The organism is Acidimicrobiales bacterium, assembly GCA_035533095.1.
Taxonomy (GTDB): Bacteria; Actinomycetota; Acidimicrobiia; order Acidimicrobiales; family Palsa-688; genus DATLUM01.
In genome coordinates, this window is the sequence record DATLUM010000006.1 from 1 (window position 1) to 14,382 (window position 14,382).

Sequence of the window (14,382 nt, forward strand, 5' to 3'; positions counted from 1 at the left end):
CCGCCGTCGGTCCTGCCGGCGAGGATCATCACCAGGGCAAGCGCTATCTGGTTGGCGATGACGACACCGACCAGCCACGACGACAGTCTCGCTACTCGCCTGACGGCGGGGTGGCGCGGCTCCCAGACGGGGCGGAACGAGAAGCCGGCCCTGCGCATGGCCGGTAGCTGGACGAGAAGCTGGACCAGGTATCCGGCGGTCGTGCCGATCCCTAGAACCCATATCGCTCGGTTGTCGTGACCGAAGCGCTCGAGGACCGAGGACGGCGAGGCGTTGCGCTCGGTGAGGACGCTCGACGCGATGAACTTGGTGGCCAGCAGGGCACCAATCGCCACGAGGTTGTTGATGATCGGAGAGACCGCCGCTGCTGCGAACCGTCGTCGGGTATTGAGCAAGGCGGTGGACACCACGATCGCACCGAGAAAGAAGACCTGCGGGGCGAAGAAGTGCAGCAGCCGCGTGGCCACGGCGCGCTCTGCAGGGCCGGTGGAAGCGGGGTTCAGCAGGAGGTAGAAGCGGATCACCCATGGCGCCAGCAGCCACAGGGCGGCGCTGATCACTGCCAGGGCGACGGTGATGGAGGACAGCACGGCGTTCACCGCGCGATCCGAGCTTCCCCGGTCCGACCGGTTCTGCGGAGTGTTGAACTGCTCCACGAAGACCGGTATCAACGTTGCCGAGAGGACTCCACCCAACAGCAGGTCGTAGATGATGTTGGGGATCCCGTTCGCGTAGTTGTACGCGTCGGAGAGCGTCCCGACTCCGAGGACGTAACCGATTGCCAGGACCCTCAAGAACCCGGTTACGCGAGACGCGAAGGTTCCCGCCGCGAGGATCGCGGTCGCGCGCCCGGTCGATGGCGATGATGATCTCGACGCAGGCGAACCGAGGGGATCGGCGGTGGCCGAATCAGCGGCCGGCGGGCGTGGCGAGGGTCGTCTTTGCGGTGGTGGCGCGACCGGAACGGGCAGCGGGCGCGAGCTGATCCTGACCGGATCCTGGGCGGTCCCGGCCCGCTGCGTCTCGAGCATTCGCTGGCGCCGGGACTCGCGCTCGCGTTCCCACTCCTGCTGCCGGTGAAGCTCCATCTGCCGTTCGCGCTGGCGGTCGAGCGCCTGCTGCCTCCACGGTTGAGCGTTCCTTCGTGGGGGGGCCGGCGCCACCATGCCGTCCTGGTCGTAGAGGACGCCGCGACCCGCCCTGCTCAGTGCTCCCGGGTCGGGGTGGGCGGGCTCCTCGCGGTCCTGGTCGTACAGCTCTCCCGGGCGGCCCACCGGGCCATGCTTGCCCAGGGCGAGGCGCGGGTCCAGTATCGCCACGACCCGGCGCTGCGGCGGTTTCGCCGGTCGCCTCCGGCTCGGTTACCTTCGCGGTTCATGCGGTACATCGAGGTTGGAGGCGTACGCCTCTCGGTCGTCGGGCTCGGTACCTGGCAGTTCGGCTCGCCGGAATGGGGCTACGGCAAGGACTTCGAGCACAACGAGGCGCTGCGCATCACTGAGCGGGCGCTCGATCTCGGCATCAACCTCATCGACACGGCGGAGGTATACGGGTTCGGCCGCTCGGAGAGGGCCATTGGCAAGGCGATCCGCGGCCGGCGTGACCAGGCGTTCATCGCCTCGAAGATCATGCCGGCGCTGCCGTTCGACCCGGTGGTCCACCGGCGAGCCGCTGGAAGCGCCCGGCGGCTGGGCGTGGACAGGATCGACCTGTACCAGGCCCACTGGCCGAACCCGGTCTTTCCTCCAGCTCCACTCTTTCGTGCCCTCTCCCGGCTCCAACGGGAAGGACTCGTCGCCCACGTCGGTGTGAGCAACTACTCCCTCTCGCAATGGCAGTCCGCCGAGAGGTCGCTCGGCGGAACCGTCCTGTCCAACCAGGTCCAGTACAGCCTGGTCGACCGTAGGCCCGAAAAGGATTTGGTCCCCTGGGCCCAGGAGCACGACCGGCTCGTCATCGCTTACAGCCCCCTCGGCCAGGGCCTCCTCTCCGGCAGGTACACCAGGGATCACCGGCCCACAGGGGTTCGCTCGATGCGGCCGCTCTTTCTCCCTTCGAACCTCGACCGCGCGCGTGATCTGATCGAGACCCTGGGCCGGTTGGCTGATGCCCACGGAGCGACACCTTCTCAAGTCGCGCTCGCTTGGCTGATCCGCCAGCCCAACGTCGTCGTGATTCCCGGAGCGAGCAGCGTGGGTCAACTCGAGTCGAACGTCGCGGCAGCAGACCTGGAACTCACCGAGGACGAAGCCGCAAGCCTGAGCGAAGCCAGTGACCGATTCAGGCCGACCGCCGGCCTGGCGGCCGTGCCCGCCCTGATCCGGGCCCAGCTGCCCGTCTGATCGGCCGCCCGCGTGACGACCGATGCCCTGTCGCCTCTCGACGGCAGGTACGCGAAGCAAGCCGAGCCGTTCGCCAAGACCTTCTCCGAGGGGGCATTGTTCAAGCAGCGCTTCCGCGTCGAGGTCGAGTGGCTGCTCTTCCTCGCCTCCGAGCCGTCGATCACCGAGCTTTCCGACATCGATCCGAAAACAGCAGGCGTGCTGCGGGGCTGGGCTTCGGACTTCGGAACCGAGGACGTCGAGCAGATCAAGGACATCGAAAGCCTGATCAACCACGACGTAAAGGCCGTCGAGTACTACCTCAAGCAGAGGCTTGTGGGCATCGGTTTCGGGCCTGGCTCGGAGTTCGTGCACTTTGCCTGCACCTCTGAGGACATCAACAACATCGCCCACGCGCTCATGCTGCAAGACGGCCTGGCAACGGCGTGGCTGCCATCCGCCGGCGGCCTCCTGAACGACGTGTGGGAGATGGCCGAGTCCACAGCCGCCATTCCCATGCCGAGCCACACTCACGGCCAGCCGGCGTCGCCGACGACACTCGGCAAGGAGCTTGCGGTGTTCGCCGCCAGGTGGCAGCGGCAGATCGCGTCTATTCGCTCGGTGCCGATCCTCGCCAAGTTCAACGGCGCCGTCGGGACTTACGGAGCCCATTACGCCGCCTACCCGGACGCCGACTGGATCGGTCTTTCGCGCCGCTTCGTCGAGAGCCTCGGGCTGGTATGGAACCCGCTGACCACCCAGATCGAACCGCACGACGCGCTCGCGGAGATCTTTCACGGGCTGGTGCGCTTCAACTCCGTGCTGATCGACTTCTGCCGCGACATGTGGGAGTACATCAGCCGCGGGTATCTCCGCCAGCGGGCGGTCGCCGGCGAGGTGGGTTCGTCGACGATGCCGCACAAGGTGAACCCGATCGACTTCGAGAATGCCGAGGCGAATGCGGGCGTCTCGTCCGCTCTCTTGGAGCACCTGGCGTCGAAGCTCATGATCTCGAGGATGCAGCGGGATCTCTCCGACTCGTCTGCGATCCGCAACATGGGCCCCGCCGTCGCTCATTCAGGCTTGGCAATTCTCGCCGCCAGAAGGGGCTTGAGTCGCGTCAGCCCCTCGCCGCAGGTCATGAAGGCGGAGCTCGACTCGCAGTGGGAGGTGCTGGCCGAACCGATCCAGACGGTGATGCGCCGCCACGGGCTGCCCGAGCCCTACGAGCGCCTGAAGCAGCTAACACGCGGCACGACTATCACGCCCGAAGAGGTGCACGAGTTCATCACCGGGCTGGGACTGCCTCCGGACGCGGAACGCCGGCTGCTCGAGCTGGAGCCGGCGTCCTACGTAGGCCTCGCAGAGAAGCTCGTGGAAGCCGGGCGCAAGGTGCTCGAAGAGGAAGAGAAACGCGGGTGACCGTCACAGTTCCGTACGAGTTGGGCCGGGAAGACGAGGCCTTCAAGGTCGAGCACCGCGGCATCGACTACATACCGGACCAAGACCGATGGGCCACGCCCCGGGACCTGTTCGGCATGTGGGCCGGAGCGAGCGTTCAGTTCGAATACCTCGTCTACGGCGCGGTACTGATGACGTTCGGGTTCACCTTCGGCCAGGCCGTCTTCCTGATCCTCGTCGGAAACGTCTCCTACTTCCTCCTCGGCCTGTGCAGCCTTCAGGGTCCGAACGCAGGAACAACCGCGTTCATGATCAATCGCGCGAGCTTCGGCCCGAACGGGTCGCGTTTGATCGCGTTTTTCAACTGGATGACCCAGGTCGGCTTCGAGGCCGAGGGTCTCATCCTCGTGGTGTTCGGGGGACTCGCGCTCGCCAGCAAGGCCGGCTACCACCCCGGGACCCCGCTGAAGGTCGTCCTCATCGTGGCGGCGGCGTGCGCCCAGACGGTCCTGCCGTTCCTCGGTTACGCAACCGTCGTGAAGGTCCTGAGGATCATGGCCGTGCCCTTCGTAGCCCTCTACGTGGTGCTTGCGATCCTCACCCTCGGAAAGGCCAACCCGGGCAGCATCCACCACGGGGCGAACTGGCAGGCGATGATGGGAGGCCTGGCCTTCACCATCACGCTGACCGGCCTCGGGTGGGTCGAGTCGGGCAACGACTTCTCCCGCTACCTCTCACCGGGCGCGAGCAGGCCTGCCATCGTCGGATGGATCTTCGCCGGCGCCGCGGTGCCGCAGACCCTACTCATGCTGCTCGGAGCAGCCGTCGCCACCTACGTCCAAATCGACAGCAAGGACCCTTTCAACAGCTTCCCTCACGCGTTCAGCGGCTGGTTCCTGGTCCCCTTCTTCGTCGTGGTGATCATCCAACTGTTCGCCATCAACAGCATGGACCTGTACTCGTCCGGAGTGACCCTCCAGGCTCTGGGGCTTCCGATCAAGCGGTGGAACGCCGTGCTCATCGACACGGTGATCGGGGGAGGGATCACTGCTTACGCGGTGTTCTCGGCCGGTTTCAGCAACCTCCTCAACGACTTCGTGGCCGCCGTCATCGCCTGGATCGCTCCCTGGATGGCGATCTTCCTCGTGGACTGGTTCCTGCGGGGCCGGCGCTACGTCCCGAGGGAGCTTCAACGCACGGACCGCGGGAGCCTCTACTGGCGCTCCGGCGGCATCCACTGGCGGGCCGTGGTAGCGCAGGCCATGGGGACGGTTGCGTCGGTCGTCGCCTTCGACCAGGCGTTCTACGTGGGGCCGTTCGCTCGTATCTTCGGCGGCGGGGGTGCAGATTTCAGCGTCTTCACCGGGATACTCGTGGGCGGTTTGACCTACTTGGTCCTCGCGGCGGCTACCGTGCGCCGTGAGGCCGCCCGTCAGGACGAGTACCTCCTAGACAGCACCTGACCAACCACCGCCGAAGAAGAGGTCCCGTCGTGGCCCCGATGCCCATCACAGACGCCATGTTCCTCCTGGCCGAACGCAGGGAGCAGCCGATGCACGTGGGCGGCCTGCAGCTGTTCAAGCTGCCGCCCGGAGCCGACCAGCAGTGGGTTCGGGAGCTGTACCAGGAGGTGCTGAGCACGCCGGAGGTGTCGGAGATGTTCCGCCGCCGGCCGCACAGGTCACCGGCGACCCTCGGTGCCTGGGCGTGGCAGGCCGATCCCGAAATGGACCTCGAGCACCACGTGCGGCACTCTGCGCTGCCGCGCCCGGGCCGCGTGCGCGAGTTGCTGGCGCTCACGTCGCGGCTGCACGGGACTCTGCTCGACCGCCACCGCCCGCTGTGGGAGGCGCACCTGATCGAGGGTCTCGAGGGAAGGCGTTTCGCCGTCTACACGAAGATCCATCACGCGGTCGTCGACGGGGTGTCCGCTCTTCGTTTGCTGCAGTACAGCCTCAGCCCCGACCCGGGAGCGACCCATCTCCTTCCGCCCTGGACCGTCGAACCACCGCGCCGGCCGCCGGCCGAGCCTTCGCACGGTCTGCAAGCGGTTCTCGACATTCCCCGGTCCGCTGTCTCCGCGGCCGGGGAGCTGGCCGGTCTCGCGCCCGTGGCCGGCAAGGCGGCTCTCAAAGCGCTGATGGACCAGAGCTCGTACCTTCCGTCGCTCGCCCCGAAGACCATCCTGAACTCACGGATAACAGGAGCCCGCCGTTACGCGGCGCAATCGTGGCCGATGTCCCGGATCAGAAGTGTGGCCCAAGCGACCGGCACGACGATCAACGACGTCGTACTCGCCATGTGCGCATCCGCGCTGCGTACCTATCTCGACTCTCTCGGCGCCCTGCCCGACGCGCCGCTCGTGGCCATGACGCCTGTGTCGTTGAGGAGGGAACGCGAGGACATCGGCGGCAACGCCGTCGGGGCGATCCTGTGCAACCTTGCGACCGACATCGATGACCCCGCGAAGCGCCTGGAGGCAATCCACGACTCCATGGAGCAGGGCAAGCAGTCCTTGCGTTCCATGTCACCCATCCAGGTGATGCTCACCAGCGCGGCCACGCTCATGCCCATGGCTCTCAGCATGGTCGCCGGCGTCCGGCGCATTGCCGCCCCGGCGTACAACCTCGTCATCTCGAACGTCCCGGGGCCCAAGGAAGCGCTGTACTGGAACGGGGCGCAACTCGAGGGTGTTTACCCGCTGTCGATCCCAATGGACGGACAGGCGCTCAACATCACGGTCACGAGCTACAACGACAAGATGGACTTCGGGCTCACCGGGTGCCGCCGGACCGTGCCGCACCTGCAGCGCATGCTGGACTACCTCGAGATGGGCATCGCGGAGCTGGAGTCGGTCGCAGCCGCCTGATCGCGGGCGCGAGTCGATGGGCGCGGCCGTCTGATCCACCTCACCAGGAGCGCGCCCGGCGACCTGTGCTCCATCGCTCCTGCCCACAGACCTGACTGGTAGGAGAGGTCGTCCATCCACCTGAGGGCGGTCCACGAGATCGGTCCCATCACCGGTCGCTGCTCTTTGGCGCTGAGCGCGGCCCAATCCGCCAGCGGCCACAGGAACCCGACTGCCAGCCACACCGCTGCTCGGCGGCGCAAGCGGCGGGATGGAGAGAGCAGCGCGAGAACGAGCGGTGGCGTCCACGCGCGCCGTATTGCGGTGGCGATCGACTTGCACGCCACCAGTTGCCCCTTCGCAGCCAGCACCGCGAGCACCCTGCGGGTGGGCGCGTCCCGACCCGCTCGGACCGCCAGGAGCGCCGAGAGTAATCCGGCGAGCGCGGCGCCGGCGCGGGCCTGGCCTGCGCCGGCCAACCCCCAGACGGCGGCGCTCCAGGGGGAGAGGGCCGCCGGCGCGACATCGGACCCGTGGCGCGCTGACAACGGCGCGGCCGACCGCCCGTAGTCGAAGCGCTGGCGGACCCACGCGAGAGCGTCCGGTCGTGGCGGGTGCACCACGACCGCTTCGGGTTCGTACCTGACGCTCCAGCCGGCCTCGACCAGGCGCCAGACGAGATCGACGTCCTCGCCGAACCTGAGCTGCTCGTCGAAGCCGCCACAAGCCTCTAGCGCGCAACGCCGCACGGCCAGGCAGGCGGTTGGCACGTACGGCACCCGGCTGCCGGGCCTGACGGCCGCCTCGGTCGGCCCCAGGTCGAGTGGCGACATGACGGCTTCATACCGCGCCAGAAGGCCGCTCCCCGCTGCTGATCGCACCCGGGGCGCCACCGCTCCCACCACGGGGTCGGCGAAGTGGGGGAGGATGCGCGACAGCCAGCCCACCTCGGGTACACAGTCGGCGTCCAGGAAGACGATGATGGGGGACTCGACGCAGCGCCACCCGGTGTTGCGCGCCGTTGCGGGACCTCCGCTGCCGGCGCGGTGGATCACCCGCTGCGCGTCGAGCCGCAACGGTTCCACAGAAGCGTCGTCGACCACCACGACGTCGAGATCGCCGAGCGAGGAGAGCGTGTCTTGCAGCCCGGAGGGCCGGTCGCGCACCGGAACGACGACGGTGAGATCCCTGGTCGCCGGCCCCGCTCCCGCCGGCGGGCGGGGGTGGGCGGCTGCGGAGTCGACCAGCCTGCGCGCCAACCGCCGGGCGGCGGGGTCCGGACCGACGGCCTCACCTGCCATCCACGCTTCCAACCGGTGGGCTCCGCCGTCGCTGAGGCGGATGACTCGCAGCGGAGAACCGCCGACGAGGGTGTTCCGGGACGGTCTGCGCGTCGCGGGGTCCAGGGCCAGCCCGAACTGCGCCGGATAGTTGCGAGCAGGACCGTTGTTGGCGCGCGGTTCCACCCTCAGCGGGCGGTCATGCCGGCGTCGACCGGAAGCACCGCACCCGTGATCCCGCTGCTCTCCGGTCCGCACAGCCAGGCGATCAGGGCTGCGGCCTCGTCGGGCTGCATGAGCCTCGGCAGAAGGTGCTGCTCTGCGAAACGCTGCGGGCTCTCCAGCCCGTACAGAGCCGTGCTGGCTTCGAGCATCGCCGTCGCCGTCGACCCTGGCGCGACCGCGTTGGCGGTAATGCCGTGCGGGCCGAGCTCGGCTGCAAGGCTGCGCACGAGGCCGACCACCCCGTGCTTGGCGGCGCTGTAGGCCGCGAGCATGTAGATGCCTACGGTCCCGCCGGCGGAAGTGACAGCCACGAACCGGCCCTGCCTCGGCTCAGGGCGTTCGAGCATCGCCGGCACGGCAGCCTTCGAGAGCCTCCACGCGCCCTCGAGGTTCACCGAGAGCAACGTCGACCATAGGGCGTCGGGAGTCCGCCACGCCTCGACGCCGCCGCCGATGCAGCCGGCCACGGCCAGAGCGGCGTCGATCCCGCCGAAACGATCCACGCCGGCGGCGACGGCGCCGTCGAGAGCATCCTGATCCCTGACGTCGCCCACGACCGGCACAACCGTGTCGCCACCACCACACGCCCGGGCCACGCTCTCGAGGTCGTCCCTGGTGGCGAGCGGGTACCCGAGCTCGGGGTCGTCCTCGCAGCGGTCGAAGAGGACGAGCTTCCACCCCGCGCTCGCGAGGCGTGCAGCGGTCGCAGCTCCTATGCCGCGCGCCGCGCCGGTGACGATGGCGACCCGGGAATCAGGGCTCACAGGACGGCCACGGCCGCGACGAGCTCGTCAGCCCAGCGTTCCAACAGAAGATCGCCGTATTCGGCCGACGCACCGGACGGATCGCCCAGGACCCCGGTGGCCGACACGGCGGCAACCCCCCGGTCACGCAGAGCAGGCATCAGCTCCTGGAGCGGTCGTACGTTGCCGGCGGCGGCCTTGTCGAGGAACACGTGCTTCGAACCGAGCGCCATCAGGACAGACGTCTCGATCCTGCCGGCGTGCGAGTCGCGCGGGTCGTCGCACGAAGGCGACCAGGCCCCCACACGGCGGCCCTCGGACCGCAACCGCGCGACGGAGCGCGCCGCCGGCGCCGCGTTGCCGCCGTGCGCCGACACGATGATCATGCCGGCGAAGGCGTCGGACGAACGGCCGAGCTCCACCAGCAGCAGCTCGAGCGCGTCCTGACCGATCGACAGCGTGCCGGGGAAGCCGGAGTGCTCACCGCTCGAGCCGTAGGGGATCGCCGGCGCGACGACGATGCCGGGCACGCGCCGCGACAACTCGCGGGCGAGAGCGACCGCGATGTCGGTGTCGGTGGACAGCGGCAGGTGCGGACCGTGCTGCTCGGTCGACCCGAGCGGCACGGCGAGAACCGTTGACGCCGCCCGGGCCTGGACGTCGGGCCAGGCGAGCGACCCCAGATCCAGTTCAGCGGGCGGGTCAGCGCCGGCGGGCCGCACGCTCCCCACGCCGGGTTGTGAGCGCGACGGGTACGGAATGGCCCGGCCCCGGGGCCGGGGCACTGCCCGCCGGCACCGTTTCGAGCAATCGAGAACCGTGGCCCTTGACGCACTCGGGATCCGGCCCGTCCAGTGGCAAACCGGTAAAGAACTTGGCAGCCATGCAGCCGCCCTGGCATGCGTCGTAGGACCCGCACGACGCGCACGCACCTGCCGATGCGGGCTCGCGCAACGACCGGAACAGCTGCGACGAATGCCAGACCTGCGCGAACCCGCCCGGGTCGCGAACGCTGCCCGCCTTGAACTCGGGGTGCAGCACGAACGGGCACGCGTAGACGTCGCCCACCGGGTCGATCAGGCACACGACTCTGCCGGCGCCACAGAGGTTCAGACCCGGCAGCGGCTCGCCCAGCGCGGAGAGATGGAAGAAGGAATCGCCTGTGAGCACACCGGGCCTCTCCAGCAACCACTTGTACAACGACACCTGCTGCTCGGCGCTCGGGTGCAGCTCCGACCACGAGTCGGCTCCGCGACCGGACGGGCGGAGCCTTGTGAGGCGCAGCTGTGCCCCGTAGCAGCTGGCAAGGGCCTCGAAGTCCTCGAGCTGCGCCACATTGTGGCGGGTCACGACGACGCTGATCTTGAAACCCTCGAAACCCGCTGCCGCCAGCGCGTCCATGGCACTCCTGGCCGCGGCGAAGCTGCCGCGGCCGCGCACGGCGTCGTTGGTCGCCTCGTCCGCGCCGTCGATCGACACCTGTACGTCGACGTAGTCGGTGCCTGCCAGCCGCGCGGCGCGTTCGGGTGTCATCGTCGAGCCGTTGGTGGAGAACTTCACCCCCACGCCGTTGGACACTGCGTAGTCGACGAGCTCGTAGAAGTCCGGGCGGATGGTCGGTTCCCCGCCACCGATGTTGACGTAGAACACCTGGAGGTCGTGCAGCTCGTCTATGACCGCCTTGGCCTCCTCGGTCGATAGCTCCCGAGGGTCACGCCGACCCGACGACGAAAGGCAGTGGATGCACGCCAGGTTGCACCCGTAGGTGATCTCCCAGGTGAGGCAGATGGGCGCGTTGAGCCCACCCTTCATCTGGTCGGCGAGCCGCGGGGCGAGCGCGGCCTCTTCCTTGCTCCTCAGAAACGTGAGGCGCCGGGTGCCGTAGTTGTAGGCGAGGGCCCCGAAGGGTTCACGCCTGAGAGCCACCTCAGGATCGGTCTGCAGCCCGGAGGTGGTGCCTGTCGACGTCAAGACGCTCCCTTCGCCGTCAGTAGACGCCGCACATGCCGTCGATGGAGATCTCCTCTACGACGAGCTCCTCTTCTACGAGCTCGGTGTCGGTGTCCTTGGACGTGGCTTCGGGCTGGGAGTCGGTCTTCTCGGGCATGGGGACCATGTTATGTAGGCGGGAGGAGCTACGCCCGCTGCCAGTCCTTCCACACCGGGTCGTAGCCGGCGGCCCGCAGGGCGGCGGCGACCTCCGCCGGCGCCCGGGCATCCGAGATCTCGAATTGCGGCTCGGCGTCGCTGGAGGACGCGTAGCCGCCGGGCTCGGTGTGCGACCCGGCGGACATGGTCGTGACACCCAATGGCACGAGCGCGTCCCGAAGCGCAGCGGTCTCGCGAGTGGACATGCTGATCCCCACGTCGGGGAGGAAGATCCGCAGAGCGCACAGCAGCTGGACCAGGTCGGCGTCCGATACCGGGTCCGCCGGCTCGTAACCGCCGGCGGCGGGGCGAAGCCGCGGCAACGACATCTGCACGTCGCAGCGCCACCACCGGCGGATCAGCGCACGACCGTGGGCGGCCAGGGCTATCGCCTCCGATCGCCAGTCGGGATGCAGACCGAGCAGCGCGCCGATGCCGAGCCGGCGCATGCCCGCGGCGGCCGCACGGTCGGGTGCGGACAGGCGCCACGCGTAGTTCCGTTTTTTCCCCTTGAGGTGGACCGCTGCGTAGGTGGCGGGGTCGTACGCCTCCTGGTACACGATCACCCCGTCGGCGCCGGCAGCCGCCAGCCGGCGGTAGGTGTCGGCGTCCCACACCTGAACCTCGACACCGACCTGGGCGAACATCGGCGCCACCGCAGCAACGCAGTCCACGAGGTAGTCGCGGTTGACGATGCGTGCGTGCTCTCCGGACACGAGCAGCACGTGGCGGAAGCCTCGCCGGTGCAGTTCGGCGGCCTCGGCCTCCACTTCGGAGGGGGTGAGGGTGCGGCGGTGGATGTCGTTGCTCGCCGAGAAGCCGCAGTACGTGCAAGTGGAGACGCACTCGTTCGACAGGTATAGAGGTGAAAAGAGCCGGACGGTCGCGCCGAAGCGCGCTCGGGTGATCTTGTGAGCCTTCTGGGCGAGGTCCTCGAGGCGCTGCGATGCCGGAGCCGACAGCAGCGCAGCGAAATCGGCGAGACCCGGGCGGTCCGACCCCAGCGCGCGGTCAACGTCCGCCTCACTCGCCTCGGCCGCAATGCGACGGAGCATCACCAGGTCCGTGGCGACCACATCCGCGGCAGCGCTCTCATCCGGCACCTTGTCCGGTCGCGACTCCAGGATCACGGGAGTGCTCCTCACGCGAGGAACCCGGTCAGAGGCGACGAAGCGTCAGCGGCCTCGCGCGCGGCTGGAAGCCCCGCGAGGCGCCCGGCGCGTCCGGCTTCGACCGCGAGCTTGAACGCCAACGCCATGGCCTGCGGATCCCTTGCCGTTCCTATCGCGGTGTTGACCAGCACCGCGTCAGCGCCGATCTCCATCGCCTCCGCGGCGTGGCTCGGCGCGCCGAGCCCGGCGTCGACCACGACGGGAACGGTCGCCTGCTCGACGATGATCTCGATCGCTCCGCGCGTACGCAGACCCTGGTTGGAACCGATCCACGAGCCGAGCGGCATCACTGTTGCGCAGCCCGCTTCTTCCAAGTGCTTGCAGAGCACCGGGTCCGCTGGGCAGTAGGGGAGCACCACGAACCCTTCCTGGCAGAGCTGCTCGGCCGCCCTCAACGTCTCAACCGGGTCGGGCAGCAGGTAGCGAGGGTCCGGCGTGATCTCGAGCTTGATCCACTCCGGAAGTCCCGCGGCGCGCGCCAGGCGAGCGAGCCTTACCGCCTCGCCGGCGTCGATCGCGCCCGACGTGTTGGTCAGCAGGAGGACGTCGTCCGGTATGGCGTCGAGGATGTCCTCGTTCGCGCCCGGATCGATCCGCCGCAGCGCGACGGTCACGATCTGCGCGCCGCCCGAGACGATCGCACCGCCAAGCGCCTCGTTTGAAGGGAACTTCCCCGTTCCCAGGAACAGGCGGGAGCGGAAGGCCCGGCCTGATATGACGAGGTCGTCGTCGTTGGTGTTCGATAGCTGTGTCGTGTCGATGTGGGTCATGTCGATATGGCGCTCCCTGGCCCGCGTTACCGGGCCGGTCCAAACGTAAGGGTCGCCGGCTTCCAGCCAGCCTCTCAGCCCGGTATACCGAGCTCCCCTGCGTCAGTTGTCGTGCGTCGATGTTACCGCCCGGCCTCGGCGCGCCGCTCGGGGCCGGTGCCCGCCTAGATTGGGCGTCGGTGCACTAGGAGGTGGTCCCCACGGCCCAGCAGTTCGACGTTGTGATCATCGGAGGCGGCCCAGCCGGATACGCGGCGGCGCTGAGAGGTGGGCTGGCCGGTCTCAACATCGCGGTGGTGGAGCGCGACAAGGTCGGCGGCACCTGCCTGCACCGCGGCTGCATCCCCGCGAAGGAGTTCCTCGAGACGGCCACGGTATACCGGACGGTCACCGGCGCCAAGGAGTTCGGGATCGAGGGGGACGCGCCGGTGGTGCAGTTCGCGCAGTCGCAGGCACGCAAACAGAAGGTCGTCGACCAGCTCTGGAAAGGCCTGCAGGGTCTGATGAAGAAGCGCAAGGTCACCACTTTCGAGGGGACCGGAACGTTGGGCCCCGACCACCTCGTGCGGGTCAGCGACGGGACCGAGCTGGTCGGAAAGCACGTCATCCTCGCTTCTGGATCCGCGCCGCGGACGATCCCCGGTTTCGAGGTGGACGGCAAGCTGGTCATGACCTCCGACGAGGTGCTCAGCCTGGAGCGCCTGCCGTCTTCCGCCGTGGTCATAGGCGGCGGCGCCATCGGCTGCGAGTTCGCCTCGATGCTCTCCGATCTGGGGACGCAGGTGACCGTTCTCGAGGCGCTGCCGAAGATCCTGCCCGGATGTGACACGGACATAGCGGACGTGGTGCTCAGGTCGTTCAAGAAGCGGGGGATCGACGTCAGGACCGGCGTGCAGGTCACCGGCCACACGCCGGCCCCCGACGGTTCGTCGACGACGGTCAACTTCGGCGAAGGCGAGCAGGTACAGGTCGAGGCGGTGGTGGTGTCCGTCGGCCGGCGTCCCCTGTCGGACAACCTGGGGCTTGAAGGCACCAAGGTTCAGGTGGACAAGCGAGGGTTCGTCGAGGTCGACGAGTACATGCGGACCGCCGAGCCCGGCGTGTTCGCCGCCGGCGATCTCGTCGACACGCCGGCGCTCGCTCACGTCGGCTTCGCCGAGGCGATCGTGATCATCGACCAGATACTCGGAGACAAGGTCGTGCCCGTCGACTACACGCGTGTGCCCTGGTGCATCTACTGCCACCCGGAGGTGGCGTTCGCAGGTCTTTCCGAGGACGCCGCGCGGGAGGCGGGCTACGAGGTCATCACGAAGAAGGATCCCTTCGGAGGCAACGGTCGTGCCCTGATCCTCGGCGAGCCCGAAGGTGTCGTGAAGGTGATCTGCGAGAAGAAGCCCGACGGGTCGGCCGGGAGGATCCTCGGAGTGCACATGGTAGGTCCATGGGTGACCGAGCAGCTGGGCCAGGCGTACCT

The 14,382-nt window shown here is 68.5% G+C and carries 13 protein-coding genes; 5 read left to right on the forward strand and 8 right to left on the reverse strand.

What is annotated here, in order from left to right; translation table 11 throughout:
* On the reverse strand, positions 1-1,274 hold a 1,274-nt coding region (locus VNF71_00675), incomplete at its 3' end, for a lipid II flippase MurJ (protein ID HVA73062.1).
* Positions 1,275-1,376: 102 nt separating this feature from the next.
* On the opposite strand from VNF71_00675, the gene VNF71_00680 reads away from it, so the two are divergent.
* Genes VNF71_00680 through VNF71_00695 form a run of 4 tightly spaced genes read left to right on the forward strand, consistent with a single transcriptional unit; the run spans position 1,377 to position 6,591 of the window.
* Entirely contained in the window at positions 1,377-2,342 is a 966-nt protein-coding gene (locus VNF71_00680; protein ID HVA73063.1) for an aldo/keto reductase, read from the forward strand.
* Between the two features lie 12 nt (positions 2,343-2,354).
* Positions 2,355-3,743: an adenylosuccinate lyase gene (gene purB, locus VNF71_00685; protein ID HVA73064.1), complete on the forward strand. Its 1,389-nt coding sequence runs from the start codon at positions 2,355-2,357 to the stop codon at positions 3,741-3,743.
* Positions 3,740-5,185, forward strand: coding sequence for a cytosine permease (locus tag VNF71_00690; GenBank protein ID HVA73065.1), 1,446 nt, complete (start codon positions 3,740-3,742; stop codon positions 5,183-5,185). The genes purB and VNF71_00690 overlap by 4 nt, the downstream gene beginning before the upstream one ends.
* Before the next feature lie 38 nt (positions 5,186-5,223).
* Positions 5,224-6,591, forward strand: a complete 1,368-nt coding sequence (locus tag VNF71_00695; protein HVA73066.1) for a wax ester/triacylglycerol synthase family O-acyltransferase — start codon at positions 5,224-5,226, stop codon at positions 6,589-6,591.
* On the opposite strand, the gene mftF is transcribed toward VNF71_00695, so the two are convergent.
* The 7 genes from mftF to VNF71_00730 are packed head-to-tail and all read right to left on the reverse strand — an operon-like array spanning position 6,543 to position 12,908.
* The gene (gene mftF, locus VNF71_00700; GenBank protein HVA73067.1) at positions 6,543-8,036 is read right to left on the reverse strand and encodes a mycofactocin biosynthesis glycosyltransferase MftF; all 1,494 of its coding nucleotides are present in this window, start codon (positions 8,034-8,036) and stop codon (positions 6,543-6,545) included. The two genes, VNF71_00695 and mftF, sit on opposite strands and share 49 nt — an antisense overlap.
* A gap of 2 nt (positions 8,037-8,038) precedes the next feature.
* The gene (locus VNF71_00705) at positions 8,039-8,839 is read right to left on the reverse strand and encodes a mycofactocin-coupled SDR family oxidoreductase (GenBank protein HVA73068.1); all 801 of its coding nucleotides are present in this window, start codon (positions 8,837-8,839) and stop codon (positions 8,039-8,041) included.
* The gene (mftE, locus tag VNF71_00710) at positions 8,836-9,549 is read right to left on the reverse strand and encodes a mycofactocin biosynthesis peptidyl-dipeptidase MftE (protein HVA73069.1); all 714 of its coding nucleotides are present in this window, start codon (positions 9,547-9,549) and stop codon (positions 8,836-8,838) included. The genes VNF71_00705 and mftE overlap by 4 nt, the downstream gene beginning before the upstream one ends.
* A complete protein-coding gene (gene mftC, locus VNF71_00715) occupies positions 9,521-10,789 on the reverse strand; it encodes a mycofactocin radical SAM maturase (GenBank protein HVA73070.1) in 1,269 nt (422 codons plus the stop codon). The genes mftE and mftC overlap by 29 nt, the downstream gene beginning before the upstream one ends.
* Before the next feature lie 16 nt (positions 10,790-10,805).
* Positions 10,806-10,925 (reverse strand): mycofactocin precursor MftA, encoded by a 120-nt coding sequence (mftA, locus tag VNF71_00720; protein HVA73071.1) that lies wholly within the window; start codon positions 10,923-10,925, stop codon positions 10,806-10,808.
* A gap of 28 nt (positions 10,926-10,953) precedes the next feature.
* Positions 10,954-12,096 carry a 2-iminoacetate synthase ThiH gene (gene thiH, locus VNF71_00725; protein ID HVA73072.1) on the reverse strand — a complete coding sequence of 381 codons (1,143 nt, stop codon included), beginning with the start codon at positions 12,094-12,096 and terminating at the stop codon, positions 10,954-10,956.
* 11 nt (positions 12,097-12,107) lie between these two features.
* Positions 12,108-12,908 carry a thiazole synthase gene (locus tag VNF71_00730; protein ID HVA73073.1) on the reverse strand — a complete coding sequence of 267 codons (801 nt, stop codon included), beginning with the start codon at positions 12,906-12,908 and terminating at the stop codon, positions 12,108-12,110.
* Between the two features lie 191 nt (positions 12,909-13,099).
* Here VNF71_00730 and lpdA point away from each other — a divergent pair.
* Positions 13,100-14,382, forward strand: a 1,283-nt coding sequence (gene lpdA / locus VNF71_00735; protein ID HVA73074.1) for a dihydrolipoyl dehydrogenase, incomplete at its 3' end; no start/stop codon positions are given.

What these genes read in the sequence shown, in the direction of transcription:
- VNF71_00680 (HVA73063.1), top strand. Translation starts at nt 1,377, where the DNA reads ATGCGGTACATCGAGGTTGGAGGCGTACGCCTCTCGGTCGTCGGGCTC.
- VNF71_00695 (HVA73066.1), top strand. Translation starts at nt 5,224, where the DNA reads ATGCCCATCACAGACGCCATGTTCCTCCTGGCCGAACGCAGGGAGCAG.
- mftA (HVA73071.1), bottom strand. Translation starts at nt 10,925, where the DNA reads ATGCCCGAGAAGACCGACTCCCAGCCCGAAGCCACGTCCAAGGACACC.
- VNF71_00730 (HVA73073.1), bottom strand. Translation starts at nt 12,908, where the DNA reads ATGACCCACATCGACACGACACAGCTATCGAACACCAACGACGACGAC.